Origin of the sequence: Thalassotalea agarivorans, from assembly GCF_030295955.1 — a bacterium.
In the GTDB taxonomy this organism is placed as follows: Bacteria; Pseudomonadota; Gammaproteobacteria; order Enterobacterales; family Alteromonadaceae; genus Thalassotalea_D; species Thalassotalea_D agarivorans.
The window spans coordinates 1,995,632-2,020,044 of the sequence record NZ_AP027363.1; the positions used below are offsets into that span (position 1 = coordinate 1,995,632).

Sequence of the window (24,413 nt, forward strand, 5' to 3'; positions counted from 1 at the left end):
GAGAAAGTGGTCGGTCGTGAAGGATTTGAACCTTCGACAAATTGGTTAAAAGCCAACTGCTCTACCAACTGAGCTAACGACCGATATCTGATTTTCATATAGCTTTAAAGCTTTATAGCCTTAGAGCTACTAACAACTATGGTTGTTAGTTGGAAGGTGGTCGGTCGTGAAGGATTTATTTCGTACGTCCTGTACTTCACCCTGCTGGGTCATCTTCTGATGATTCAATTTGTTCCAGACAAATTGATGAACCTTTTACGGTTCCAACCTTTACAACCTCCCTTCTCGCTAAGAGAAGGTGGTCGGTCGTGAAGGATTTGAACCTTCGACAAATTGGTTAAAAGCCAACTGCTCTACCAACTGAGCTAACGACCGATATCTGATTTTCATATAGCTTTAAAGCTTTGTAGCCTTAGAGCTACTAACAACTATAGTTGTTAGTTGGAAAGTGGTCGGTCGTGAAGGATTTGAACCTTCGACAAATTGGTTAAAAGCCAACTGCTCTACCAACTGAGCTAACGACCGACTAATTTGGTTTTTGGGGTTACCCCCTCAACGCGACGCATATGATACTGATAATTTTTATGAGTGCAACTACATTTTTCGTTTTTTTTTGTTATTAATTCTGTTTGCACAAAAAGCCAACAGGTTTTTGCAAACCCGTTGAATTTATCATCAATAATTATGGTTTATTTACCTATAGCATCTAAACGCGCTTTCGCAAGTTTAGCCGCATTTGAATCTGGGTATTCTTTAATTAATTTCGAATACGTTGCCTTAGCAGCATCTAGATCATTTAATTTTTGATCAACCATGCCAGACTTCAACATTGCATCGCTTCGCTTTGTAGACGTTTTATAATTGTCTACTACTACGTTAAACGCTTGCTTAGCCTCTTTTAACTGGCCTTTGTTGTAAAGCAACTGCCCTAGCCAATAATTTGCATTAGCCGAGTAGGTAGATTTAGGATATTTCTTTATGAATGCCTTAAACTCAGGAATCGCCGCGTCATAATTCTTGTCGTTAAGAACAAGCTTAACGGCGCGATCATAAGATTCGTTTTCGCTTAAGTTGTCGCTGTAAGCAATATCAGGTTGTTCTGCACTTTGCTCTGTGTTGCTCGCAGGTGCAACTTGCGATAATTCAGCGATTCGGCGTTCTATTTCTTGGTATAAATCACGTTGCCCTTGTAACACTTGATTCAGCTTATACTCGTGCGTTTCTGTGATACCACGAAGTTCACTCACTTCAGTTTGCAATTCTTGCAAAATAAGCGCTGCACGCGCTTGCAAACGACTTCTTGTTTGCATTTGTTTTTCGAGATTTGCTAAACGGGTTTCTATCGAGCCTGCGCCAATACCGGAGGCGTAAGGTGAACTTGTTTGAGAAATGTCTATGACGGGTGCTGGTTCAGCAGCAACTACATAAGTTGCAGTCGCTGCAAAACCAAAGCTTAATAAAACTTTTTTTAGTTTCATTTAAGCCTCTATTAGTAAGCAATTACAGCGCGACGGTTTTTAGCGAACGCAGCTTCTGTGCGATCTGTAACCATTGGCTTTTCTTCACCATAGCTTACTACGTTGATTTGCTCAGCTGTAACACCTAAGTTTTGTAGGTAGTTAGCTACTGCCTTAGCACGACGCTCGCCTAGTGCGATGTTGTACTCAGGTGTACCGCGCTCATCTGCATGACCTTCAACAGTCACTTTAACGTCAGTGTTTGCTGAAAGGTAAGTTGCATGAAGCTCTAATGTTTTAGTGCTTTCAGAAGTCAGAGTAGACTGGTCAAAGTCGAACCATACGATGTGGTTCGCTTGTAAAGCTTCCATTTGCTGTTGCTTCTGTGCTTCGATTTCTTGCTCACGCTTTGCTGCATCAATACGTGCTTGCTCTTCAGCAGACACTGTTTGTTCAGTAGCGTTTGTATCAGTAGCTGTAGATTCAGCTTCACCACCAGAAGAACTACAAGCAGAAAGAGCCAACACTGGTAGAGCGATTGCTAGAGCCTTAACGGTTTCTTTTAAGCGCATGTTTTTATTTCCTTTATATTTATATACTACAAATTAATATTTATTATAAAAATGGCGACCAAGCTGGCGATTTAACTTGCCCAGTTTTAGCTGGCAATCGTGCTTTAAAACGGCCATCAACAGACACTAAACTTAATACCTGACGGTTTCTGTGTAGTGTGCTATATATAATCATTCCACCATTTGGTGCAATGCTTGGTGATTCATCCAAGCGGGTTTTCGTTAGGATCTGGAAATAACCAGTCGATAACTCTAACTTCGCCAAATGATACCTTCCTTGAGTTCGGTTAACCATAATCAGGTTTTCCCCGTCTGGTGTTAACGAACCACCTAAGTTCATTTCACCATCAAAAGTAAGTCTCCTTACCTTACTCGTATCTTCTAAATTTACGCGATATAGCTGCGGTTTTCCACCCCGTTCTGAGCTAAATATCAAAGATTTTCCATCTGGGGCCCAACTTGGCTCTGTATCTATACTTCTATGACGTGTAACACGCGATAAATTCTTGGTTGCAAGATCCATCAAGTATATCTCTGGATTACCATCTTTCGATAATACCAAAGCCATTTGCTTACCATCTGGTGAAAATCTAGGAGCACTATTTATCCCGGAAAACGAGCTAAGTAACTCTCGCTGACCACTGTAAATGTCGATGATATGGATTTGTGCTTGGCGATTCTCCCAAGTCACGTATGCCAACTTCTCACCATTAGGGTGCCAAGTTGGCGACATTAACGGCTCTTTTGAGCTAATTAATGTATGTTCGTTGTAGCCATCATAGTCGGCAATAACCAATTGATAGCGGTATGTACCACTGTCTTTCATGACGACATAGGCGATTTTTGTTAAAAACGCACCAGGTGTACCTGTTAATCGCTCATAAACCACATTACTGATTCTGTGGGCATAACGGCGGAATTGGTCGGCACGAATTTCTGCAGAGCTTTCGTATAAGATGTGATCATTACTTACAACTAGCTTGCCATCACTCAACATTTGGCTTTCGCCGCCTGTAATCTGGCCACGTATAACGTCAACCAATTGATATTTAACAACATACTTTCCAGGTTCACTACCCGGAGAAATTTCGCCAATAACTATCGCTTCGGCATTCGTGGCCGCCCATTCTTCATAATCAACTTGCGATTCGTTACTTGGCTGCTGCGGGAATGCCACCTCGTTAATAGGACTAAACTTACCACTACGCAGTAAATCGTCACTAACAATGTTTGAAATGCGCTCGGGTAGTTGCCCTTCACCGGTCCACTTAAACGGCACAATCGCTATTGGTCTAGCGCCATTTACCCCTTCAGTGATAACTATTTCCAACGTATCTACTACCGCTAGTGCTTTACTTGCAAGTAATGTACAAAACACTAATACGAACACTTTTACTTTATTCATGAAGTTTAAAATTACCTATTTCTTCAATTATTAAAATTCTGGCGCAATGATTAAACTAATTTTACGCATTTTACTAAACACCGCAGGATCTCTCGATACCGGTAATCTACCGGCTTGCTTAACCGCTGCAACCGCAGCATTACAAACCACCTGCGCTCCGCCTTGCGGCGCTACAGAAATTACAAGGCCATCTGGTGCAAGAGTCAAGGCTAATTTACAGGTTTTTCCTTGCATCGTCGCTTTGTCTGTGATCAGCCGGCTTTGTATCGTTTGCCTAATCAGCGCTGTATATTTGTCTACCTCTGACACAATTTGCTGGTTTCTGGCTTGATTACGTTCAGCCATTTCCTGCTCTAATTGTTCAGCCATCATTTCTTCTTCTAGGGCACGCTCCCTAGCTTCTTGTTCTTTGCGTAAGCGCTCTTGCTCACGTTTTTTGCGCAATTCTTCTTGTCGTTTTTGTTCTTCGACTTTCTTGCGCTGTTCTTCTTCCTTACGTTTGCGCTCTTTTTCAGCCGCTTCTTTCTTCTTGCGCTGCGCTTCAGCCTTTTTACGTTTTTCGGCTTCTTTACGCTTTCGCTCCTGCTCTAATTTTTGTTTGCGTTCGAGTCCTTTCTTTTTACGCGCATCTTCTGCTTTACGCTTTTTCTCATCTTCTATGCGCTTTTTGCGATCAATTTCTTGCTGTTTCTTTCGTCGCTGCTCTTGATAGATTTTTTCTATCGCCGCTTTATCCACTATCGTCGCCTGAATAGGCACGACAACCGGAGTTTCTTTTGGCTTTAATGGCGTAATCAAGTCACCAAAAATAAGCACAAGCAACAAGGTAACATGTAAACCTAGGCTAATATATAGCGCTTTTTTATCGCCTGACGCCACCTATTACTTCTCCGGAGAATCTGTCATCAAACCGACTGAAGGTACGCCTGCTTCCTGCAAAATCACCATTAACCGAACCACTTCATCATAAGGCACAGATCCATCGCCATTAATAACAACAGGAGTATCTGGTCTATTTTCCAAATGCGCGGCGACACGTATTTTTATATCTTCATCATTTAGCGGTGAGCTTTTAACGTCGTTTATCGACAAGTAATAATTACCATCTACATCAACAGTTGCCACAATAGGTGGTTTGGAGTCTTGTGGTAACGTTTCTGCATCAGCTTCGGGTAAATCTACTTTTACGCCTTGAGCAATAATGGGCGCTGTCACCATAAAGATGATCAATAGCACCAACATAACGTCAATGTATGGCACGACGTTAATTTCAGCGACTTTGCGACGGCGTTTTCGGTAATAAATCGCCATAGTCGTTAACCTTGCATTTCAGCAGCTGATTGACGCTGTAAAATGGCTGAGAATTCTTCCATAAAGTTCGCGTAGCTGTTTTCTAACTTTTCCACATGATGGCTAAAACGGTTAAATGCCATAACAGCTGGTATTGCGGCAAATAAACCCATTGCAGTTGCGATAAGCGCTTCGGCGATACCCGGTGCCACCATAGCGAGTGTTGCCTGCTCTACTGCACCTAATGCAATGAAAGAGTTCATAATACCCCACACGGTACCGAACAACCCGATGTAAGGGCTAATTGAACCTACTGTCGCCATAAACGGTAGATGCTTCTCTAGTTGATCAACCTCGCGTGAAAGTGCAACGCGCATGGCCCTGTGCGTACCATCAACTATGGCATTAGGAGAATTTATATTGCTTTTGCGTAATCTTGCGAATTCTTTAAAACCGGCAATAAACAAGTTTTCAATACCACTTGTTTGCGAGCGCGCCGTAATTTCATTGTATAAACGGCTTAAATCAGCACCGCTCCAAAACTTATCTTCAAACGCCATCATTTGTTTATGCGCTGAATTTAATACCTGCCTGCGTTGAAAGATCATCGCCCAGCATATAACTGAAAACGCGAGTAAAATAAGCATGACTGATTTTACCAGCAAGCTGGCTTGTAGGAATAAGTCTAAGAATGATAATTCAGCGTGCACGGCTTAAAGCTCCTAATATGGTTTCAGGTATAGCGCAAGGCTTCGATGTAGCTAAGTTAACACTTGCAATCTTAAATCTTGCTTTACATAAAACTTTTTCTTGTTCATTAACGATATGTTGCTCGAAAACCAGACTCGCCCTTTTTTGTTCTATTACAGTTGAATACACCGTAAGCGAGTCATCTAACTTAGCCGAGGCTAAATTGTCCATTTCCACCTTTCTGACAACAAAGCCTAAGTTTTGTTCTAAAAAAGTTGACTGTGAAATACCTAATTGACGCAAATATTCGGTTCGAGCACGTTCAAAGAACTTTAGGTAATTTGCATAATAAACAATACCACCGGCATCAGTGTCTTCGTAGTAAACGCGTATCGGAAATGTAGTCGTCGAGCTGGACATTATTATATTTGTAGTTAGACATTAAATCTCGCCTATCATAATAGAATTCGCGCTGTTTAAACAAGCTTTAAATGTTAAAACTACAAAATTTTTCGTATTAAAACTGTAATTTTTATTTGAATATTTATTCTAACTATTCAAACTTTCATTCAATCATATTTTCGCATTAGAAAAACTAATGTAAAAAGGAAATTTATTTTGCTTGTCCGATGAGTAAAACGGCTTTAATATGCGCGCCGGCTCAAAGGTTAGCGCTTTTAAAAAACTGATTTCTGAACTTTTTATCAATTAGTTTTATGAGCCGCCGATTAAAGTGTAAATTTCTTTAATCTCTCTGACATATTCCCTGGAATTTATTAACTTCCTTCTATCAACTTGGTTTATGAGTTGGCCCCTATCCTTGATAGGGGCTTTTTTTTGCCAAAAAAAAGGGTCAGAACACGTTCTGACCCCCAAATATTAAGTTAAGCCCTTTAATATCTCGTCTAGATTTTAGTCCGCTCTATTTAAACCAAAGTGTTTAAAGGCGAGATCGGTTGCAATTCGGCCACGAGGCGTACGTTGTAAAAAGCCTTGTTGTATTAAAAACGGTTCTAATACATCTTCTATCGTTTCTCTTTCTTCTCCAATAGCAGCAGCCAAGTTATCGAGACCAACAGGACCGCCCATAAATTTTTCAATGATGGCTAACAACAATTTGCGGTCCATAATATCGAAGCCTTCGTTGTCTACTTCAAGCATATTCAACGCTTCAGACGCCGTTGATTGGTTTACCTTTCCATCTGTTTTAACATCGGCGTAGTCACGAACACGCCTAAGTAGTCTATTAGCTATTCTTGGTGTACCTCTAGAGCGACGCGCTACTTCAAATGACCCTTGTTCATCTATCGACAAATTAAGAAAATGCGCAGATCGAGAAACGATATCTGTTAAGTCTTTCGTTTTATAAAATTCTAATCGTTGTACAATGCCAAACCTGTCTCTAAGTGGTGACGTTAACGCACCGGCTCTAGTGGTAGCGCCTATCAAAGTAAACGGTGGCAAATCTAACTTTATCGAACGCGCAGCGGGCCCTTCACCAATCATAATATCAAGCTGGTAATCTTCCATCGCCGGGTATAGCACTTCCTCAACCATAGGGCTAAGGCGATGAATTTCGTCAACAAAAAGAACGTCATTTTCTTCTAAATTTGTTAATAGTGCAGCTAAGTCTCCTGCCTTTTCTAATACAGGACCTGAGGTAGTTCTGATATTCACGCCCATTTCATTTGCGACAATATTAGCAAGCGTTGTTTTACCTAAACCAGGTGGGCCAAAGATAAGTAGATGATCTAACGGCTCACCTCGATTTTTTGCTGCTTGAATGAAAATTTCCATCTGCGCTTTAACATGATCTTGCCCTGTGTAATCTTGCAACAATTTGGGCCTGATCGCGCGATCAACAGATTCATCTTCTTTTTGTTCAACGGGTTCAATCAATCGATCCGCTTCAATCATTATTCTTTCCTTACAGCATCGCTTTTAAGGCTAGTCGAATGATATCTTCACTCGACATGTCATTTTGATAAACCGATTTAACCGCTTTATCGGCCTGACCTTGAGTATATCCTAACGACACAAGCGCGTTAATAGCGTCGCCTTTTTCGTCGTTTACAAAGGTATTTTCTATTGGATTAAGTATAGGTGTGGCATCCGTCGCAGGCGTACTTGATTCACTATGCCAGTCTTTTAATCTGTCTCGCATCTCTACCAATAAACGCTCGGCTGTTTTTTTACCTACACCAGGAATTTTTACAATGGTAGATACATCGTCATGTGCAACACAGGAAACAAACTGATCAGCAGACATACTGGAAAGAATAGCTAATGCTAACTTGGGCCCTACTCCATTGACTTTAATTAATAAACGAAACAACCTGCGCTCAACTTTATTTGCAAAGCCGTACAATAGCTGTGCGTCCTCGCGCACCACAAAATGTGTATATATAGTTGTTTCTTGTTCTAATTCAGGCAGCGCATAAATACTGGTCATCGGCATAGTAACTTCATAGCCAATACCGTGGCATTCAATTAAGATTTCAGGCGCTGTTTTTTCGATTAATAGTCCACGCAAGCGTCCAATCACAACGAAATTTCTCGGTTATTATTATCTGTCAATTAGATTAACACTATATATTTATACAGTAAAGTTATACCAACCGACCACGAACTGTTTTTGAAGCACTGCCACCTAATTGAGATAAAGTGTCCATAGAATGGGCATGACACAAAGCAACAGCTAACGCATCGGCCGCATCCGCCTGCGGCGTGCCTGGAAGTTTAAGTAAGGAACGCACCATATGTTGCACTTGCACTTTATCTGCGCCACCTGTGCCCACTACGGATTGTTTGATTTGACGCGCGGAATATTCGGCCAATGACAAGCCTGCCTGCGTTGCTGCCACAATAGCAGCGCCTCGCGCTTGACCTAATTTAAGCGCCGAATCTGGGTTTTTCGCCATAAACACTTGCTCTATCGCAAACAACGTAGGCTTGTATTGAATGATAAGTTCACTAACACCGGCGAAAATAGTTTGAAGGCGATTGCCTAAATCTTCCCCTTGTGAGGTCGCTTTAATACAACCACTGGAAATATAGCTAAGTTTTTTACCTGACTTACTGATGATGCCGTAACCTGTGATACGGGAACCGGGATCAATCCCTAAAATGATATCCATCTAATAACCAAACTGCTTATTCTGCTTTTAATCATACGCGCTAGCATTTGTTGTGCAAACAAAAAAGCGAGCACTTGGCTCGCTTTTTTATTCACTTATCGCATTATTTTTCTTTAGGTAGTTTAGCAATACCTAATTCAACTAATTGCGCTTCATTGGCCTGCCCTGGTGCATTAGTTAATGGACAAGCCGCCGTTGTTGTTTTTGGAAATGCCATTACGTCACGGATTGAACTCGCACCTGTCATCAACATAACAAGACGGTCTAAACCAAACGCTAAACCTGCGTGCGGTGGCGCACCGTACTGCAGTGCATCTAATAAGAAGCCAAACTTTTCTTGTGCTTCTTCGTCAGAAATACCTAGGATTCTAAATACCGCTGATTGCATTGGCTTGTCGTGGATACGCACTGAACCACCGCCTAATTCACAACCGTTTAACACCATGTCGTATGCGTCAGAAAGCGCGCCAATAGGATTAGCTTCTAATTCCTCAGGCGTTGCATTGCTTGGCGCTGTAAACGGGTGATGTAGTGCGTGCATATGACCATCAACTTCTTCAAACATCGGGAAGTCAACCACCCAAAGTGGTTTCCACTCGTCGCTAGTAATACCTAAATCTTCACCTAACTTAAGGCGAAGCGCGCCCAATGCTTCACTAACCGTTGTATACGTATCTGCGCCAAAGAAGATAATGTCGCCTGTCTTGGCATTTGTTCTTTCAAGTAATGCAGCTACTGCTTCTTCTGATAAGAACTTCAAGATTGGCGACTGCAAGCCTTCAAGGCCAGCATCGATATCATTAACCTTCAACCAAGGCATACCTTTGGCACCATAAATACCAACGAACTTGGTTAGGTCATCGATATTCTTACGCGAGAAGCTCGCGGCGCCGTTTGGCACACAGATAACCGCTACGCGACCATTGTCGTCATTAGCCGGACCTGAGAAAACTTTAAACTCTACATCTTTTAGAATGTCAGCAACATCGACGATTTCTAATGGGTTACGTAAGTCAGGTTTGTCTGAACCGAAGCGACGCATTGCCTCTGCATATGGCATGCGTGGAAACTCGCCCAAATCAACATCTAACAATTCAATGAACAATTCACGAATCATTTTTTCGGTAACAGCCATTACTTGATCAGCTGTCATGAATGACGTTTCGATATCAATCTGCGTGAATTCTGGTTGTCTGTCTGCTCGTAAATCTTCATCGCGGAAACATTTAACGATTTGGTAGTAACGCTCCATACCCGACATCATCAATAATTGTTTAAACAATTGCGGAGATTGTGGCAAAGCAAAAAAGTTGCCTTTATGTGTTCTGCTAGGTACCAAATAGTCACGCGCGCCTTCTGGTGTCGCGGCCGTTAATATTGGGGTTTCGATATCAAGGAAACCTTGACCTTCAAGTGACTTGCGTACAGCCGCTGTTACTTTCGCACGGAACTTTAAACGCTCAGACATCTCTGGACGACGTAAATCTAAATAGCGATAACGTAGGCGTTGTTCTTCCGAGTTTTCTTGGTTGAAATCTAACGGAAGTGGCGCTGACTTGTTGAGAATGTTTAACGACAAGCCTAATACTTCAATACCGCCAGTTGCCATATCTTTATTAACTTGGCCTTCAGGGCGAGGACGCACTTTACCTGTGATTTGAACACAGAACTCATTGCGCAAAGTATTCGCTTTTTCAAGCACGTCTGGTAAATCAGGATCGAAAACAACTTGCACGATACCTTCTCTATCTCTTACATCTAAAAAGATAACCGCACCTAGGTCGCGGCGTTTGTTTACCCAGCCACAAAGAGTAACTTCTTGTCCAATGTGAGATTCGTTCACCTCACCACAATAAAGACTACGCATGAATCAATTGCCTTTAACTATTATAGTTCGCGCCTTGATGACGCCTGAAAAATGGGCCGTATTATAGCCGTTATAAAACCTCAAAGCTACACTGAAGCTAGTTTAAACTTTACATTTTTTTCAATGGCATAATGGTTTAAAATATAGGGGTTTTAAGCAAGTTACGTGATCATTTATGAGCAATGACAACACCGACATAATTTATTCTGCACAACACTCAAAAGTGAAAGACTTCACCTTTGATGCGCAAGTAGTAGAAGTATTTCCTGATATGATCTCGCGGTCAGTACCAGGCTATGCGACCATTGTCGATACGATTGGCCGACTAAGCAAAAAGTACGTACAGGATAATACCAGGGTATATGACTTGGGCTGTTCATTGGGCGCGGCGACACTTGCCATGCGCAGAGCAGTTACAGCAACCGGTTGTGAAATTATCGGTGTCGATAACTCCCCTGCAATGGTTGAACGTTGTAAAATGCACGTCAATGCCTTTCGCGGTCAAACACCTGTCACCATAGTTGAAGCTGACATTCAAGAAACCCCTATTGAAAATGCCTCTATGGTTGTGCTGAATTTCACGATGCAATTCATCGCAGCGGAACAAAGAGCTGCGCTGATCAACAAAATATACCAAGGGCTAGTGCCTGGTGGCATATTGCTTATTTCAGAGAAAGTCGTTAGCGAAGATGCAACCTGTAACGAATTGCTTATCGACCTACATCACGACTTTAAACGTGCTAATGGCTATAGCGAATTAGAAATAGCACAAAAGCGCACTGCTCTTGAAAATGTTATGCGACCAGATAGCGTTGAAACTCAACATACGCGTCTAAAAGAGGCTGGTTTTGCACACTCAACCACTTGGTTTCAATGTTTTAACTTTTTATCCATCATTGCCGTTAAATAACTATGTCATTTAATTCATTTTATAAATCGATAGCCACTAATCGTTTATCACACTGGCTAAACACTCTGCCGGCGCAATTAACCGATTGGCAGCAAAACCAGCTGCATGGCGAATATGCTGCTTGGCAAAAAACACTCGATGCGTTGCCAAAGACCTCTCCTAGTTCTGTTTCGCTAGCTGAGGGCGTTTATGTTGGCGAAAAAGCTGATATAGCGGAAGGTGAATACAAGCGTTTAGAAGCGTTATTAAAGAAGTTCAAGCCATGGCGCAAAGGTCCATATCACATCCATGGACTGCATGTTGATACAGAATGGCGTTCGGACTTTAAGTGGGATCGACTGGTACCGCATATTTCAGATCTAAAAAACAGATATGTGCTAGATATCGGCTGTGGCAGTGGTTATCACTTATGGCGTATGCGTGGTGCCGGCGCAAAATTCGTGGTTGGTGTCGACCCAACTCAGCTCTTTTTAGCACAATTTAAAGCAGTTCAACACTTTATCGGCGATGATAGCGTAAATTTACTACCGCTCGGTATTGAACAACTTCCAGAGTTAAATGCTTTTGATACCGTTTTTTCTATGGGCGTGTTGTATCACAGACGCTCGCCAATCGACTTTTTATACCAGCTTAAGTCACAGTTGGTTAAAGGTGGCGAGCTCGTGTTAGAAACGCTGATAGTAGACGGCGATGAAAATACCGTACTTGTACCCGGTGAGCGTTATGCCAAGATGAGAAACGTCTGGTTTATCCCGAGCGGCGCAGCAATGTGTGCTTGGATGGAACGATGCGGCTTTAAAAACGTGCGCATGGTAAATACAGACATCACCCAGTTTGAAGAACAACGAAAAACCGATTGGATAGATACTGAATCCTTGTCAGATTTCCTCGATCCTAATGACCCTAGCAAAACAATCGAAGGATACCCTGCACCAAAACGTGCTATTTTCATTGCAAATAAGTAATTGAATTATTTAATTTTTACATTTGGGGTCAGAACATGTTCTGACCCCAAATATTAAAAAATTAAAGGCGGTTGATGGGCCAACTCATTTCAAACTTAGCGCCGCCAAGCTGCTCGCTATCGTTCACAGCGACAGAGCCCTGGTGCCATTCCAAGATACGGCTAACTATAGCCAAGCCCAAGCCAAATCCACCCGTTTCTTTATTTCTACTCTTATCGCCTCGCGAAAAGGTATCAAAAATTTGTGGTTTAAATTCATCAGGAACACCGGCGCCATTGTCTTCAACCGACAAATGCACTTTATCGCCAAGTTGCGAAACCTGCACTAAGACCTCGCCATTACCGTATTTGATCGCATTAGAGACATAGTTATGTACCGCACGCTCAATAAAGTGAGGGTCACAGTACACCATTAGGTTGTCGACATTGGACTGCACTTTGATAGATGCTTCAGTATGGCCATAATTTTCGACGATTTTAGTCACCACATCGTTAATATTGTTGTCGTCAAATTTCAATTCTGGCACTTCACTTTCAAAACTTGCGTAAAGCAGCATTTCATTAATCAGTTCATCAAGATCGGTCACATCTTGCGTAATTTGCGCAATATACTTTTTGCATTTTTCTTCGTCTTTGGAAATTTCGAGCATTTGCAAAGCAAACTTAGAACGCGCTAGAGGCGTCCTTAACTCATGGGCGACAGCGTTAGTGAGTTCTTTTTGCGCTTCAATCAATCGTTTGATCCGAGCAGACATCATATTGAACGATCGCGACATTGGCGCGACCATACTTGAACTTGCTTTAGGTGCCTTGGTATTAAAATTACCTCGCCCAAACTCCTTGGTCGCGTTTTGCAATCTATCAAGATCGCGAGAAAGTGGTAATAGCCATACAAAAATAACGACGCCAAACACGGCAAAAATACCAATACGAATATAGGCCTGCTGTCTTGGGCGGGTTGGCATTTTTGCTGGTCCCATTTCAATCACCAGGTCAGTGCCTTCTAGCACATGAAATAGGCTGACATAATCGCCATTAAAGTAAACATGGCTGCGCTCAGAGGTTAATTGTAAGCGCTTCTCTTCATCCAGCTCTGCCAATTGAGCAATGTTGATCAGTTGTAAAGGTAATTCATAGCGCGCCCCGGCTTTTTCCACGAGCGAATCCCACTCTACCTGCGGGTGACGATTAAGATAATCTTCAACCGCCTCCAGCATGGTTTCATAACCGGTGTAGGATTCAATATCCTGCTCTAGAAACTGATTCCACACTTCGTCAAGTAACCACGAAAAAATCAGGAATATAAGCAGTATGAGTGAATATAAAGAAAAGAAAGAACGCCCTAGCTTCATTGTCTAACCTTGTCGAAAAACAAACAAAAAAGGCTGGCATATTGCCAACCTTTTAACACCGATTAAGACCATGCATCAGGAACAAACAAATAACCTTGTCCCCAAATCGTCTTGATTCTAAATGGTGTTTCATTACTGTCATGCAGCTTCTTACGTAGACGAGAAATACGCACATCGACACTGCGATCTAAGCCGTCATACTCGCGCCCGACTACAGCTTTATAGATGTAGTCACGGTTTTGCACTTCACCTGCGCGACTAGCCAATAACCACAACAAATCAAACTCTTGGCTAGTTAGGTCAATGACCTCGCCATCTAGTCTGACTAAACGAGAGGTTCTGTTAACAAATAGTTTATCAAACACAAGCTCCGCTTTTTCATTACCATCTGTTGGTAGTTCTCCGCGACGCAATAGCGCATTAACGCGAGCTAACAATACACGAGGCTCAACCGGCTTAATAACATAGTCATCTGCACCAATTTCTAGTCCTAACACCTGATCAAAGTCTGTACCTTTCGCAGTCAGCATCAAAATCGGCCCATGAAAATTCGGACGAATTTCCTTACACACGGTAAAACCGTCTTTACCGGGTAACATGATATCTAACAAGATAATATCTGGCGCGAACGAGTCGATACGCTTTTCAACGGTATCACCACGAAACTCCTGTTTTACATGAAAACCTTCGCTTTCCAAAAAGTCAGTAATTAAATCGGAAAGTTGACGATCATCTTCAACTAACAATACTTTTTTTACAGATGATTTATTGTCTGCCATAACTTTGCTCCTGCGCGTTGCCCTGTGCAACTAATTGTTATTAACTTGTATTGTAGTGACTAGATTAAACAAGCTACAAACTTTTAACAATAAATATTACAGAGTGTTACGGCAAAATTACGCTTTTTAACATTTGCGTCGATATTTTCGCCATTTTAAGCAATAAAACATAGAGTTACCCAGCAACGTCTTTCTAGAAAAGGTAACACGATAATCTAGATACTTCTGTGATTGATATATCGTTTTAACATTTAATTTGATAGCATCCCCGTATCATTGCTTTTCACAAAAATATCTCGATAACATGAAAATCATCTCTTTTAACATTAATGGGCTGCGCGCTCGTTTACATCAGCTTCAAGCGCTTATTGATAAGCACAACCCTGACGTTATTGGTTTACAAGAAATCAAAGTACACGATGAAGCGTTCCCCGTTGAAGCCGTCGAAGCTATGGGCTATCACGTCTATTTTCATGGTCAAAAGGCGCACTATGGCGTAGCCATGCTTTGCAAAAAGCCTGCTGACAAAGTAATAAAAGGTTTTCCAACCGATTCAGACGAGCACCAAAAGCGTATGATCATGGTTGAAACAACCAATGAACGCGGTGAAAAAGTGACTGTGCTTAACGGTTATTTTCCACAAGGCGACAATATTGCCCATGAAACCAAGTTTCCTTACAAACGCCAGTTTTATAAAGACCTGATGCAGTATTTAAATGAACATCGCACGCCTGAAGAACACTTAGTAGTGATGGGTGATATTAATATTTCTCCTGTGGATCTAGATATTGGTATTGGCGAGCCTAATCGCAAACGCTGGCTGAAAACCGGTAAGTGTAGCTTTCAGCCTGAAGAAAGAGAATGGCTAGATACCCTACTTAATTGGGGGTTAATCGATACATTCCGCAGTTTAACGCCTGAAGCGAGCGAAAAATATTCGTGGTTTGACTACCGCTCTAGAGGATTTGACGACAATCGCGGGCTGCGCATAGACGTTGTTCTAGCAACTGCCTCGTTAAACGCCTTGTGCATTGAATCAGATATCGACTATGAGTTGAGAGGAATAGAAAAGCCATCGGATCATGCGCCAATATGGGCGACATTCAAATAAAAAAGAGCGACCTTGTGTCGCTTTTTTTATGTCTGACAACTTGTTAGAAAAATTTAGAAAACGACAGAAATAAAGATAACTGTTTATTGGTGTCAACAAGTGGGCTGTTTTCTATTTCGCGGTCGTAGGCAGCAAAGTTAACACCTAACTGGGTAAAGCCATTAAGCCACATCGGGGTTGAAAAGACGACGCCAACATTCCCTCTTTTTGAAGACTCAGCCTGGTATGCGGGACGCGTAGCCGTCGCTTCTGATTCTCGAACACCATAATAATAATTAACCAAATCCGCATCAAAAATCGTGATACCGATTGAAGGTTCGATAAACACCATACCATAGTTAAAGCGACGACTTAGCGTAGATGAAAAGGTTGAGCCTTTATGCACATTAAGTAAATCGTAGCGGGCTGCAAAATCTAGTGACCATTGTCCCGCTTGCACGCCAATAAGCCCCCCTACTTCGTAGGAATTTTTGCGCTCTTCCATACCAAGAAATATGTCGCTATCTGACTCGTCATATCCAGCGAACCTTGGGTTGCCACTAAGAGCAACGGTAACAGCGCCCGCTCGCAAAAGGTTTATATTAACAAAGGGGCCATAAATATTGAGATATTCACTGTTATAGCCCAATACAGGAATAGGCACTATTCGCCGATTGTATCCCTTGTAAAGTTCCTGACTAACAGAAACTCCTAAGCCATATATAAAGCCTTTTTGTTGCAAATTGGTTTGCTGCTTTTGCTCTGCGCTGACGGGCAACATTAAACATAATAAAAGCAAGCCAAGATATTTTGACATCACCGCATTCCATTATCTGTCTGCATACTGTCAGTATAGGACGCGGCATCTAAAACTTACCAATAAAGATAATTTATCGTTGCAATCAATAAGGAAACAATGAAACTTAGCATGGCCCCCTCTTTCACCATTTGCTTGATGTTAATCAGCCCGCTGCCATAAGCAATGGCATTTGGCGCGGTTGCCACAGGTAACATAAAGGCGCTTGAAGCACACATTGCTGCAGGCACCATAAGTAGAGCCGGGTTAACATCTATAGCGATAGCTGCTGCGGCTAGTATTGGCATAAGCAATGTAGCCGTAGCTGTATTACTGGTGATTTCTGTAAGGTATGTAACGCATAAACATAGCACTGCTAGCATTAAGAATATTGGTAAAGCATCTAATGCAACCAGCCATTCGCCCATCAGTTGCGATAAGCCCGACGCAGTAAAGCCTTTAGCCAAAGCAATACCACCAGCGAAAAGTAACAGCATGCCCCAAGGAATATCTTTAGCTGTATGCCAGTCTAAGACTCGGCCTCCTTTGCCATTGGGTACCATAAACATCACAACAACAGCTAACAAAGCGACAGTACTGTCGCCTGCTATAGGCACGTCCAACAACTCTGCCCAACCGCCAAATGGTGCAGAACGTGTTACCCAAGCTATCGCCGTGATACCAAAAATAATGAGTGTGCGTTTTTCTTCACTACGCCAATGACCTTGTGTTGGCAAGGTAATTTCCTGCTTTAACGATAAACCTCTTGTTAACCACAGTGCCATAATTGGCAAAGTAATTAGTACAACCGGAACACCTATTTTCATCCATTCAAAAAAGCCAAATTCTTGTCCGGTGAACTCTTCATAAATCCCCATGAAAATAACATTTGGCGGGGTACCTATCGGCGTTCCAATACCTCCAACCGAAGCGGCATAAGCAATCCCTAAAACCAGTGCAACCTTTAAACGTTCATTGTCTATATGCGCTAAAATGGCCATCGCTATTGGCAGCATAATCAGGGTAGTAGCGGTATTAGATATCCACATACTCAAGATACCGGCAGCAAGCATAAAACCTAACACCAATCGTTTGGCGCTGTGAGTACCAACCAATTTCACCATATATACTGCTAAACGCTCATGTACGCCGCTTTTTTCGAGCGCTTTAGACAACATAAACGCGCCCATTAATAGCAGGATAACGTGGCTACCAAACGCCGATGCTACGGTTTTATGGTCAACAACGCCGAGCATAGGCAATAATGCAAATGGTACGATACTGGTTGCTGGAATGGGTAGTGCTTCTGTTACCCACCATATAACAGTGAGTACAGCAACGGCTGCAGCGGCAGCAGGTTGATGCGCCAAGCCTAATTGCGTAAATAAAAAGTAGCTGAATAACGCCACAACTGGCGCCACAACAATAAAGGTAGATTTATTAAACATAATTTTTATAATTTTTCTATCAACTGCTTCGCCGCTAAATAGCACGATTCAATCTGTTTGTTTTTTAAATTAGTGCGCTGCAATAGTTTTTCTAATCGCTTGGACGATTCGCCACTTATATCAATATTAGCGCGGTCGATTACCGATATTTGCGCTGAGCGATCATTACAGACAAGCAGCATATCACAGCCAGCTGCTTGCGCTGCCTCGGCACGCTCAACAAAACCGCCAACATGAGCGGCACCTGCCATAGATAAGTCGTCGCTAAAGATTGCGCCAGTAAAAGATAATGTGTTTCGCAGAATATCTTGCAGCCAAATACGTGAAAAGCCTACCGAATGATTGTCGATAGCAGGATAAATGACATGTGCGGGCATCATTGCAGCCAGCTTATTTTGTTTAATTAAAGCTGAAAACACCGTCATGTCGTGGTTAAAAATATCGTCTCTAGTGCGATTATCTATTGCTTGAGCAACATGAGAATCAGCTTTGACATTGCCATGCCCGGGAAAATGCTTACCTGTTGCGGCCATGCCGATATCCGTTAGACCGGCAATAAAAGCAGAGGCTAATGCCTGCACGTGTTGAGGGTTGTTGGCAAAGCCGCGATCACCTATTACATCACTGATATTGTCTATATCAAGCACGGGAGCAAAACTTATATCCAGTCCTGCATTGGCAACCTCATAAGCAATAACTCGCCCACATGCGCGTGCTAGCTCTTCTGTCGATACACCTGCAACAGGCGCTAAGCTTGATAGTTTGCCCATCGCAGGTACGGCGGTAAACTCTTCGCGAAAACGCTGCACTCTGCCACCTTCTTGATCGGCAGCGATCAATATTGAAGGTTTTACCCGTCTGATGTCCTGGCACAGCTGTTGTAGCTGCGCCAAAGACTGGTAGTTGCGGCTAAAAATAATGAGCCCACCGACAAGTGGGTGGGCAATAATTTCTTTATCTTCTTCAGTAAGTGTTGTGCCTTGCACATCCACCATGAGTGGACCAATCATCAATCTATTGGCGCTCCAACACCTGCCGCGATATAAGGAATGACAGTTTCTATCACGTCTGCAATATCAACATTGTGGTCGAAATCATTTTTGGCAATATCTATCAGAGCTTCCGACGATGACATGGTAAAGACAACAGTGCCCATGGTGAAATGTAATCGCCAAAACATATCTTCCGTCGATAATTGGGGATAAGCTTTTTTAACCGCATCAACAAACAAGGTAAATACACCAGGATACTGAGTAGTTAAAAACCATCTTAAAAATCCTTGGCTGTCTGTGTAGCCACGACCTAACAGTTGAAGAAATATGGCTGTACCATTATCTCTAAATTCATTTAAAGCGACCAACGGTTGCATAAACGCTCGAAAAACCTGCTCTAACGACGGTTTATCTGCTTGCGCTAACAGCCCAGCCAATACCGACTCTAAATTGGGCGATAATTCGTCCATATAGCGCGACATAACCGCTTTAATTAACTCTTTCTTAGAGCCAAAATGATAGTTTACTGCCGCTAAGTTAACTTCGGCTAAACTTGTGATCTCTCTTAACGACGTACCATTAAAGCCATTGGTTGCAAACAGCCCTTCTGCGGCATCTAATATCTTATTTTTTGTAGACATGTTGTTTCATCATACCAACATTTAAAACACGTGTTTAAATTACTGGATATTGTATCGCTGAGCAATCATTATTTCGCTGTTAAGACCACTGGACATCATTAACTGAATTACAGCAAAGAATTGCACATACAAAAAAAGCGCTTTCGCGCTTTTTTTAGATTCCTGCCGCCTTAAACGCTGCATCAACTATCTGTTGCGCTTCTTCGATTATCAGCGCTAGGTGTTTCTCATCAACAAAACTTTCAGCGTAAATTTTATAAATATCTTCTGTGCCTGAAGGTCTTGCAGCAAACCAACCATTAGCCGTGGTCACTTTAAGGCCACCAATTGCAGCGCCATTACCTGGTGCATGCGTTAATACTTGCTCAATTTCATCGCCTGCTAAAGATGTTGCCGTAATAGCTTCTTTAGACAATGCTGTCAGTACCGATTTTTGCGCACTATTGGCGACCGCTTCTACTCTGCCGTAGCAAGGTTTACCCAACTCTTCAGCAAGTGCTTCATAGTGCTGATGCGGATCTTTGCCGGTTACGGCGAGAATCTCTGCAGCTAAAAGCGCTAAGATAAATCCATCTTTATCAGTTGTCCAACAACTACCATCTAACGCTAAAAATGAAGCGCCAGCACTTTCTTCGCCACCGAAAGCATATTCGCCATCTTTAAGACCATCGACAAACCATTTAAAGCCCACAGGGACTTCAGACAACGGTTTATTCAACTTCTTCGCCACGCGATCAATCAGCGAGCTAGAAACCAAAGTTTTGCCAATTTTTGCGTCTTCAGGCCACTGGCGATGTGTCATTAAGTAATTGATTGCAACCGCTAAATAGTGATTTGGATTCATTAAGCCGCCCGACTTAGTAACAATGCCATGGCGGTCAAAGTCTGGATCATTACCTACGGCAACATCAAAAGAGTCCTTCAGTTCAATAAGACCTGCCATTGCATATGGCGACGAGCAATCCATACGAATTTTGCCATCTTTATCTAGTGGCATAAAAGCAAAGCTAGCATCGATAACTGGGTTAACAATCTCTATATTTAAACCATAGCGATCTCTAATTGCTGGCCAGTACGGTAAGCCTGAACCACCTAGAGGATCTACACCTATTTTCACATTAGCTTTAGCTATAGCTTCCATATCAATCACTTGTGCAAGCTCTTCAACATAGAAACCAATAAAGTCAGATTTAAGCAGTAATTCAGATTCGTAAACTTCTTCTAATGATATTTGACGCACATCTTGTAAGAAATCCGCTAAGATTTCGTTTGCACGTGCTTCAATGAGTTTAGTAACTTCACCTTCTGCAGGGCCACCATGTGGCGGGTTGTATTTAATACCACCATCGCTTGGCGGATTATGAGACGGTGTAATAATAAGACCGTCAGCAATTGAATCTTCACTCTTGTTATGCGCAATAATTAAGCGAGATATAACCGGCGTTGGTGTTACGCCCATGTCTTCTTGAACAACCACTGGCACGCCGTTAGCAATCAATACCGACAATGCAGATGAGAATGCTGGGTCAGAAAGCGCGTGGGTATCTTTACCCAAATAAAGCGGACCATCATAACCAGCAGCTTGCCTATGCTCAGCAACAGCTTGGCAAATTGCCACAATATGGGCTTCATTAAATGAACGCTTTTCGGCACTGCCACGATGGCCAGAGGTACCGAAACTCACCAATTGTTCAGGTTTATCTAATTCAGGTGCAAGTAAATAATAATCGCTGACTAGACGTGCGATATTAATACGATCTTCAGGTCTAACAGGTTTACCTGCATGTGGATGTACCGACATAATCTCTTCCTTGGACTGTTATAATAAGTCTCTAATTTTTTCTACGTCTGCTTTGCTATAGCCTAGTGCAGTCGCTACTTCAGTTAACATCATTTTCTTACGTGTGGTATTCGAGTTAGTAATAACCCAATACGGTGAATCAGGGATTTGCCTTGGCTTTGTACTGCTGCCAGAAGCAGCTAAAGCGGCTTCGCTATCAGCGAAATAAAGACGATCTCTGCCCCTAATTTCTGTCACGGCGATAAAGGCGTCACTGTGCTCTCGATATAGCGCAGCTAAAATTAATAAAAAGCGGCCTACTGCCCCCCTTTGCATCGCCAGATCGGCTTTATCGATCTGATTAAATACATTACCTGTTGCCATTGGTTTCGCCGCCTCAGGTTTTTCTTGCGACGGCTTTGGCGGCTCAGCCGCACTTTCTTGCTCTATTAGCAATAAACGACGCAAGATAGAAGATGCACTTTCACCAATAAACTGCGTTTGAGAAGCAATATATTGGTAGAGCTCTTCATCGATTTCGATGTGTTTCATAAAATGCTCAAAACTTTGAAAAATCGACAGCGATTATACTGTAACTAGCAGGGATTAAAATGCCTTTTTTGGCAATTCTACTATTTAAATCATCTTTACTTGTAGGCTGATTTCAAGCGAAAATATGCGCACCAACGATTTAGGTTTAAAAACATGACCATACTTAACTACAACCAGATAGGTGAAGGTAGCGATTTGTTACTCATTCACGGCTTATTTGGTAGCTTGGAAAATCTAAATATGGTGGCAAAACCTTTGTCACAACATTTTCGCGTCACTAGCGTTGATGTTAGAAATCACGGCATTTCCCCTCACGTATCGGGTATGAGCTACGAGGAAATGAGCCAAGACGTGCTAGACACGTTGGATCATCTTAATATCGATAGCACCGATGTTCTGGGTCACTCCATGGGCGGTAAGATAGCGATGCATCTTGCATTACACCATGGTGAGCGAATAAAGAAACTCGTCGTTGCTGATATAGCACCTGTTCAGTATCCACCGCATCATGAGCGTATCATAGCAGGCTTAAAAATGCTTGAAGCATCAACGATTGAAAGTCGCAAACAGGCCGATCAACGTTTGGCTGAATATGTTGAAGAAGCGGGTGTAAGGCAGTTTTTATTACGAAACCTTAAAACAGACAATGACCAAATGTCCTTTAAATGTGATGTCACTAAGATAGCAGACGGTTATGGCCAAATTATGAAAGGCATCGATTCTGCCAATGCATTTGAGGGTAAAACCTTGTTTGTTATTGGTGGCGACTCAGATTATGTAACTCCTGCCCATCAGTCACATATCAATGCGCTGTTTAGCGATGTACGTGCTAAAATCATCCAAGGCACAGGACATTGGCTACATGCAGAAAAGCCAACAGCCTTTAACAAGGTTGTCAGTCATTTTTTAACGCAAGCCTAGGCTATTATTACCAAAATAATTAGCGTGAAAAGACAGAAAAATATGCGAAATATTCTGCGCTTATGCTATAGTGCGCGCAGATTTTTTTAGGGTACTCATATGCTCGCAGAGAATTTTGAATTGATCGAGTCAATTGGACTCAATTTATTTTTTGCTTTTATCTTTATTTTCATAGGGTTATCAATCCATGACGTTATGAAAAAAAATGATGTACCAAAAACTGGTCGATATATTGTTTACTTCGTATTGTTTCTTGGATGTGCTGGTTTTATTGCCAAAGGCATCATCCAATTCGTGTGGGAAACCCAAGGGGTAGGTTAAAATGGCTAAAGAGATTAGCGATTTAACAACAATTGATTTGTTTAACGACGAAAAGCGCCCTGGACGTCCAAAGACAAACCCTCACCCACGCAGTGTGCAGGTAAAGATTAATAAGCGCAATCAAGTGAAACGCGACAAAAGCAAAGGCTTAAAGCGTGTTGAATTTAAACTTCACCAAACTGTGTTTGAACAGCTTGATGAGCTAGCGCGAGATAAAGGCATTAGCAGAAGCGAATTAATCGAAGCGCTTATCACTGACGCATTAAAAAGTGATAGCAAAGATTAGTCAAAGTAAAGGTTAATATTCTATGTCATTAGTAGGTATTTTTTTCGGCAGCGACACGGGTAACACTGAAGCCGTTGCTAAAATGATTCAGAAGAAACTTGGCAAAAAAAATGTTGAAGTGAAAGACATTGCCAAGAGTACAAAAGAAGATATCGCAGAGTTCGATTTAATTCTTCTTGGTATTCCTACCTGGTACTACGGTGAAAACCAATGTGACTGGGACGATTTCTTGCCAGAATTGGAAGAAATTGATTTTACAGATAAGCTCGTCGCTATATTCGGTTTAGGTGATCAAGAAGATTACGCTGAATATTTTGTTGATGCGATGGCGCCACTGCGTGACATCGTAGAGTCCAAAGGAGCGATTTTAGTCGGACAATGGTCTACCGAAGGTTATGAATTTGAAGCGTCGAAAGCCTTAGTGGACGAAAATACATTCATTGGTTTAGCAATTGACGAAGATCGTCAGCCTGAACTGACCGAAGAACGCGTCGACAAATGGGTTGCGCAAGTATACGAAGAGATGTGTCTCGCCGAGATATTAGACTAATAAGAAGCCAGCATTTGCTGGCTTTTTTATTGTTGCGCCACTACTACTGGCGATTTAGTAAATAAATTCCAGATAAATGATTATCATTTGATAATCATTTGCATTTACTCTTTAAACTCACGCCATTTGCGATTATACTTTTCGCAGACTTTAGTAATGGATTTAATCATGGCAGACCAAAACGAAGAATTAAAAAGAGCCGGACTCAAAATCACACTACCTCGTGTAAAGATATTAGCGATATTGCAATCGCCTGGTAACCAGCACATTAGTGCGGAAGATGTGTATAAAATTCTACTTGGGCAAAAAGAAGAAATCGGTCTAGCTACCGTTTATCGTGTACTTAACCAATTTGATGATGCTGGCATTGTCACGCGACATCATTTTGAAGGCGGTAAGTCTGTATTCGAATTAAGCCATAAGAAACATCATGACCATTTAGTTTGCCTAAAATGCGGTAAGGTTGTCGAATTTGAAGACGACATTATCGAGCAAAGACAAATTGACGTCGCGGTAGAAAATAAAATGCGTCTTACTAACCATAGTTTGTACTTGTATGGCGAGTGTGAAGACGAGCAGTCTTGCGAAGATTATCGATTATCGCAGCTTTAAT

The 24,413-nt window shown here is 42.0% G+C and carries 27 protein-coding genes and 3 tRNA genes; 8 read left to right on the forward strand and 22 right to left on the reverse strand.

Annotated elements, in window-relative coordinates; translation table 11 throughout:
• Window positions 1-7: 7 nt before the first annotated feature.
• From QUD85_RS09290 to aspS, 14 genes are all read right to left on the reverse strand, one after another.
• Window positions 8-83: transfer RNA gene (locus QUD85_RS09290), tRNA-Lys, on the reverse strand.
• A gap of 216 nt (window positions 84-299) precedes the next feature.
• A tRNA-Lys gene (locus tag QUD85_RS09295) sits at window positions 300-375 on the reverse strand.
• 74 nt (window positions 376-449) lie between these two features.
• Window positions 450-525, reverse strand: a tRNA-Lys gene (locus tag QUD85_RS09300).
• A 164-nt stretch (window positions 526-689) separates the two neighbouring features.
• Window positions 690-1,478 (reverse strand): tol-pal system protein YbgF, encoded by a 789-nt coding sequence (gene ybgF / locus QUD85_RS09305; protein WP_093331203.1) that lies wholly within the window; start codon window positions 1,476-1,478, stop codon window positions 690-692.
• Window positions 1,479-1,489: 11 nt separating this feature from the next.
• On the reverse strand, window positions 1,490-2,029 hold the full coding sequence (pal, locus tag QUD85_RS09310) for a peptidoglycan-associated lipoprotein Pal (RefSeq protein ID WP_093331205.1): 540 nt from the start codon (window positions 2,027-2,029) through the stop codon (window positions 1,490-1,492).
• A gap of 43 nt (window positions 2,030-2,072) precedes the next feature.
• Complete coding sequence (gene tolB, locus QUD85_RS09315) at window positions 2,073-3,434, reverse strand: Tol-Pal system beta propeller repeat protein TolB (protein ID WP_093331208.1); 1,362 nt, start codon at window positions 3,432-3,434, stop codon at window positions 2,073-2,075.
• Window positions 3,435-3,464: 30 nt separating this feature from the next.
• Complete coding sequence (gene tolA / locus QUD85_RS09320; RefSeq protein WP_093331210.1) at window positions 3,465-4,313, reverse strand: cell envelope integrity protein TolA; 849 nt, start codon at window positions 4,311-4,313, stop codon at window positions 3,465-3,467.
• 3 nt (window positions 4,314-4,316) lie between these two features.
• Window positions 4,317-4,745, reverse strand: a complete 429-nt coding sequence (tolR, locus tag QUD85_RS09325; protein WP_093331212.1) for a protein TolR — start codon at window positions 4,743-4,745, stop codon at window positions 4,317-4,319.
• Between the two features lie 5 nt (window positions 4,746-4,750).
• The gene (tolQ, locus tag QUD85_RS09330) at window positions 4,751-5,434 is read right to left on the reverse strand and encodes a protein TolQ (RefSeq protein ID WP_093331215.1); all 684 of its coding nucleotides are present in this window, start codon (window positions 5,432-5,434) and stop codon (window positions 4,751-4,753) included.
• Complete coding sequence (gene ybgC, locus QUD85_RS09335) at window positions 5,424-5,834, reverse strand: tol-pal system-associated acyl-CoA thioesterase (RefSeq protein ID WP_093331218.1); 411 nt, start codon at window positions 5,832-5,834, stop codon at window positions 5,424-5,426. The genes tolQ and ybgC overlap by 11 nt, the downstream gene beginning before the upstream one ends.
• Window positions 5,835-6,326: 492 nt before the next feature.
• Window positions 6,327-7,331 carry a Holliday junction branch migration DNA helicase RuvB gene (gene ruvB / locus QUD85_RS09340; protein WP_093331220.1) on the reverse strand — a complete coding sequence of 335 codons (1,005 nt, stop codon included), beginning with the start codon at window positions 7,329-7,331 and terminating at the stop codon, window positions 6,327-6,329.
• A gap of 10 nt (window positions 7,332-7,341) precedes the next feature.
• Window positions 7,342-7,959 (reverse strand): Holliday junction branch migration protein RuvA, encoded by a 618-nt coding sequence (gene ruvA / locus QUD85_RS09345; RefSeq protein ID WP_093331223.1) that lies wholly within the window; start codon window positions 7,957-7,959, stop codon window positions 7,342-7,344.
• A 64-nt stretch (window positions 7,960-8,023) separates the two neighbouring features.
• Window positions 8,024-8,551, reverse strand: coding sequence for a crossover junction endodeoxyribonuclease RuvC (gene ruvC / locus QUD85_RS09350; RefSeq protein WP_093331227.1), 528 nt, complete (start codon window positions 8,549-8,551; stop codon window positions 8,024-8,026).
• A gap of 103 nt (window positions 8,552-8,654) precedes the next feature.
• A complete protein-coding gene (gene aspS, locus QUD85_RS09355; RefSeq protein ID WP_093331229.1) occupies window positions 8,655-10,418 on the reverse strand; it encodes an aspartate--tRNA ligase in 1,764 nt (587 codons plus the stop codon).
• Window positions 10,419-10,593: 175 nt separating this feature from the next.
• On the opposite strand from aspS, the gene cmoA reads away from it, so the two are divergent.
• The gene (gene cmoA, locus QUD85_RS09360) at window positions 10,594-11,328 is read left to right on the forward strand and encodes a carboxy-S-adenosyl-L-methionine synthase CmoA (protein ID WP_093331232.1); all 735 of its coding nucleotides are present in this window, start codon (window positions 10,594-10,596) and stop codon (window positions 11,326-11,328) included.
• Window positions 11,329-11,330: 2 nt separating this feature from the next.
• Window positions 11,331-12,293, forward strand: coding sequence for a tRNA 5-methoxyuridine(34)/uridine 5-oxyacetic acid(34) synthase CmoB (gene cmoB / locus QUD85_RS09365; protein WP_093331236.1), 963 nt, complete (start codon window positions 11,331-11,333; stop codon window positions 12,291-12,293).
• 61 nt (window positions 12,294-12,354) lie between these two features.
• Here cmoB and QUD85_RS09370 read toward each other — a convergent pair whose 3' ends face one another.
• Both QUD85_RS09370 and QUD85_RS09375 read right to left on the reverse strand, forming a co-directional pair.
• Window positions 12,355-13,644: an ATP-binding protein gene (locus QUD85_RS09370; protein ID WP_093331240.1), complete on the reverse strand. Its 1,290-nt coding sequence runs from the start codon at window positions 13,642-13,644 to the stop codon at window positions 12,355-12,357.
• 62 nt (window positions 13,645-13,706) lie between these two features.
• Window positions 13,707-14,423, reverse strand: a complete 717-nt coding sequence (locus QUD85_RS09375; protein WP_093331244.1) for a response regulator — start codon at window positions 14,421-14,423, stop codon at window positions 13,707-13,709.
• Between the two features lie 304 nt (window positions 14,424-14,727).
• Here QUD85_RS09375 and xthA point away from each other — a divergent pair, with 304 nt between their 5' ends.
• Window positions 14,728-15,534 carry an exodeoxyribonuclease III gene (gene xthA / locus QUD85_RS09380; protein ID WP_093331248.1) on the forward strand — a complete coding sequence of 269 codons (807 nt, stop codon included), beginning with the start codon at window positions 14,728-14,730 and terminating at the stop codon, window positions 15,532-15,534.
• 43 nt (window positions 15,535-15,577) lie between these two features.
• Here the strand turns inward: xthA and QUD85_RS09385 are convergent, their stop codons facing one another.
• The 6 genes from QUD85_RS09385 to seqA all read right to left on the reverse strand — a co-directional run bounded on the left by QUD85_RS09385 (window position 15,578) and on the right by seqA (window position 21,722).
• On the reverse strand, window positions 15,578-16,330 hold the full coding sequence (locus QUD85_RS09385; protein WP_093331251.1) for a MipA/OmpV family protein: 753 nt from the start codon (window positions 16,328-16,330) through the stop codon (window positions 15,578-15,580).
• A 56-nt stretch (window positions 16,331-16,386) separates the two neighbouring features.
• The gene (locus tag QUD85_RS09390; RefSeq protein ID WP_407705096.1) at window positions 16,387-17,760 is read right to left on the reverse strand and encodes an SLC13 family permease; all 1,374 of its coding nucleotides are present in this window, start codon (window positions 17,758-17,760) and stop codon (window positions 16,387-16,389) included.
• A gap of 2 nt (window positions 17,761-17,762) precedes the next feature.
• Window positions 17,763-18,767, reverse strand: coding sequence for a beta-N-acetylhexosaminidase (nagZ, locus tag QUD85_RS09395; protein WP_093331255.1), 1,005 nt, complete (start codon window positions 18,765-18,767; stop codon window positions 17,763-17,765).
• Window positions 18,767-19,390 (reverse strand): TetR/AcrR family transcriptional regulator, encoded by a 624-nt coding sequence (locus QUD85_RS09400; protein ID WP_093331258.1) that lies wholly within the window; start codon window positions 19,388-19,390, stop codon window positions 18,767-18,769. Before QUD85_RS09400 ends, nagZ begins: the two co-directional genes overlap by 1 nt.
• Before the next feature lie 154 nt (window positions 19,391-19,544).
• On the reverse strand, window positions 19,545-21,191 hold the full coding sequence (gene pgm / locus QUD85_RS09405; protein ID WP_093331263.1) for a phosphoglucomutase (alpha-D-glucose-1,6-bisphosphate-dependent): 1,647 nt from the start codon (window positions 21,189-21,191) through the stop codon (window positions 19,545-19,547).
• Between the two features lie 18 nt (window positions 21,192-21,209).
• The gene (gene seqA / locus QUD85_RS09410; RefSeq protein WP_093331266.1) at window positions 21,210-21,722 is read right to left on the reverse strand and encodes a replication initiation negative regulator SeqA; all 513 of its coding nucleotides are present in this window, start codon (window positions 21,720-21,722) and stop codon (window positions 21,210-21,212) included.
• Window positions 21,723-21,875: 153 nt separating this feature from the next.
• Between seqA and QUD85_RS09415 the strand changes: the two genes are divergently transcribed.
• The 5 genes from QUD85_RS09415 (at window position 21,876) to fur (ending at window position 24,412) form a co-directional block, all read left to right on the forward strand.
• Entirely contained in the window at window positions 21,876-22,643 is a 768-nt protein-coding gene (locus tag QUD85_RS09415) for an alpha/beta fold hydrolase (RefSeq protein ID WP_093331269.1), read from the forward strand.
• A gap of 99 nt (window positions 22,644-22,742) precedes the next feature.
• Window positions 22,743-22,964 carry a DUF2788 domain-containing protein gene (locus QUD85_RS09420; RefSeq protein ID WP_093331272.1) on the forward strand — a complete coding sequence of 74 codons (222 nt, stop codon included), beginning with the start codon at window positions 22,743-22,745 and terminating at the stop codon, window positions 22,962-22,964.
• A 1-nt stretch (window position 22,965) separates the two neighbouring features.
• Window positions 22,966-23,250 carry a LexA regulated protein gene (gene ybfE, locus QUD85_RS09425; RefSeq protein ID WP_093331274.1) on the forward strand — a complete coding sequence of 95 codons (285 nt, stop codon included), beginning with the start codon at window positions 22,966-22,968 and terminating at the stop codon, window positions 23,248-23,250.
• A gap of 22 nt (window positions 23,251-23,272) precedes the next feature.
• The gene (gene fldA / locus QUD85_RS09430) at window positions 23,273-23,800 is read left to right on the forward strand and encodes a flavodoxin FldA (RefSeq protein ID WP_093331277.1); all 528 of its coding nucleotides are present in this window, start codon (window positions 23,273-23,275) and stop codon (window positions 23,798-23,800) included.
• A 168-nt stretch (window positions 23,801-23,968) separates the two neighbouring features.
• The gene (gene fur, locus QUD85_RS09435) at window positions 23,969-24,412 is read left to right on the forward strand and encodes a ferric iron uptake transcriptional regulator (protein WP_093331279.1); all 444 of its coding nucleotides are present in this window, start codon (window positions 23,969-23,971) and stop codon (window positions 24,410-24,412) included.
• Window position 24,413: the final 1 nt, after the last annotated feature.

What these genes read in the sequence shown, in the direction of transcription:
- ybgF (WP_093331203.1), bottom strand. Translation starts at nt 1,478, where the DNA reads ATGAAACTAAAAAAAGTTTTATTAAGCTTTGGTTTTGCAGCGACTGCA.
- pal (WP_093331205.1), bottom strand. Translation starts at nt 2,029, where the DNA reads ATGCGCTTAAAAGAAACCGTTAAGGCTCTAGCAATCGCTCTACCAGTG.
- tolB (WP_093331208.1), bottom strand. Translation starts at nt 3,434, where the DNA reads ATGAATAAAGTAAAAGTGTTCGTATTAGTGTTTTGTACATTACTTGCA.
- tolR (WP_093331212.1), bottom strand. Translation starts at nt 4,745, where the DNA reads ATGGCGATTTATTACCGAAAACGCCGTCGCAAAGTCGCTGAAATTAAC.
- ybgC (WP_093331218.1), bottom strand. Translation starts at nt 5,834, where the DNA reads ATGTCCAGCTCGACGACTACATTTCCGATACGCGTTTACTACGAAGAC.
- ruvB (WP_093331220.1), bottom strand. Translation starts at nt 7,331, where the DNA reads ATGATTGAAGCGGATCGATTGATTGAACCCGTTGAACAAAAAGAAGAT.
- ruvC (WP_093331227.1), bottom strand. Translation starts at nt 8,551, where the DNA reads ATGGATATCATTTTAGGGATTGATCCCGGTTCCCGTATCACAGGTTAC.
- aspS (WP_093331229.1), bottom strand. Translation starts at nt 10,418, where the DNA reads ATGCGTAGTCTTTATTGTGGTGAGGTGAACGAATCTCACATTGGACAA.
- cmoA (WP_093331232.1), top strand. Translation starts at nt 10,594, where the DNA reads ATGAGCAATGACAACACCGACATAATTTATTCTGCACAACACTCAAAA.
- cmoB (WP_093331236.1), top strand. Translation starts at nt 11,331, where the DNA reads ATGTCATTTAATTCATTTTATAAATCGATAGCCACTAATCGTTTATCA.
- QUD85_RS09370 (WP_093331240.1), bottom strand. Translation starts at nt 13,644, where the DNA reads ATGAAGCTAGGGCGTTCTTTCTTTTCTTTATATTCACTCATACTGCTT.
- QUD85_RS09375 (WP_093331244.1), bottom strand. Translation starts at nt 14,423, where the DNA reads ATGGCAGACAATAAATCATCTGTAAAAAAAGTATTGTTAGTTGAAGAT.
- xthA (WP_093331248.1), top strand. Translation starts at nt 14,728, where the DNA reads ATGAAAATCATCTCTTTTAACATTAATGGGCTGCGCGCTCGTTTACAT.
- QUD85_RS09385 (WP_093331251.1), bottom strand. Translation starts at nt 16,330, where the DNA reads ATGTCAAAATATCTTGGCTTGCTTTTATTATGTTTAATGTTGCCCGTC.
- nagZ (WP_093331255.1), bottom strand. Translation starts at nt 18,767, where the DNA reads ATGATTGGTCCACTCATGGTGGATGTGCAAGGCACAACACTTACTGAA.
- QUD85_RS09400 (WP_093331258.1), bottom strand. Translation starts at nt 19,390, where the DNA reads ATGTCTACAAAAAATAAGATATTAGATGCCGCAGAAGGGCTGTTTGCA.
- pgm (WP_093331263.1), bottom strand. Translation starts at nt 21,191, where the DNA reads ATGTCGGTACATCCACATGCAGGTAAACCTGTTAGACCTGAAGATCGT.
- seqA (WP_093331266.1), bottom strand. Translation starts at nt 21,722, where the DNA reads ATGAAACACATCGAAATCGATGAAGAGCTCTACCAATATATTGCTTCT.
- QUD85_RS09415 (WP_093331269.1), top strand. Translation starts at nt 21,876, where the DNA reads ATGACCATACTTAACTACAACCAGATAGGTGAAGGTAGCGATTTGTTA.
- QUD85_RS09420 (WP_093331272.1), top strand. Translation starts at nt 22,743, where the DNA reads ATGCTCGCAGAGAATTTTGAATTGATCGAGTCAATTGGACTCAATTTA.
- ybfE (WP_093331274.1), top strand. Translation starts at nt 22,966, where the DNA reads ATGGCTAAAGAGATTAGCGATTTAACAACAATTGATTTGTTTAACGAC.
- fldA (WP_093331277.1), top strand. Translation starts at nt 23,273, where the DNA reads ATGTCATTAGTAGGTATTTTTTTCGGCAGCGACACGGGTAACACTGAA.
- fur (WP_093331279.1), top strand. Translation starts at nt 23,969, where the DNA reads ATGGCAGACCAAAACGAAGAATTAAAAAGAGCCGGACTCAAAATCACA.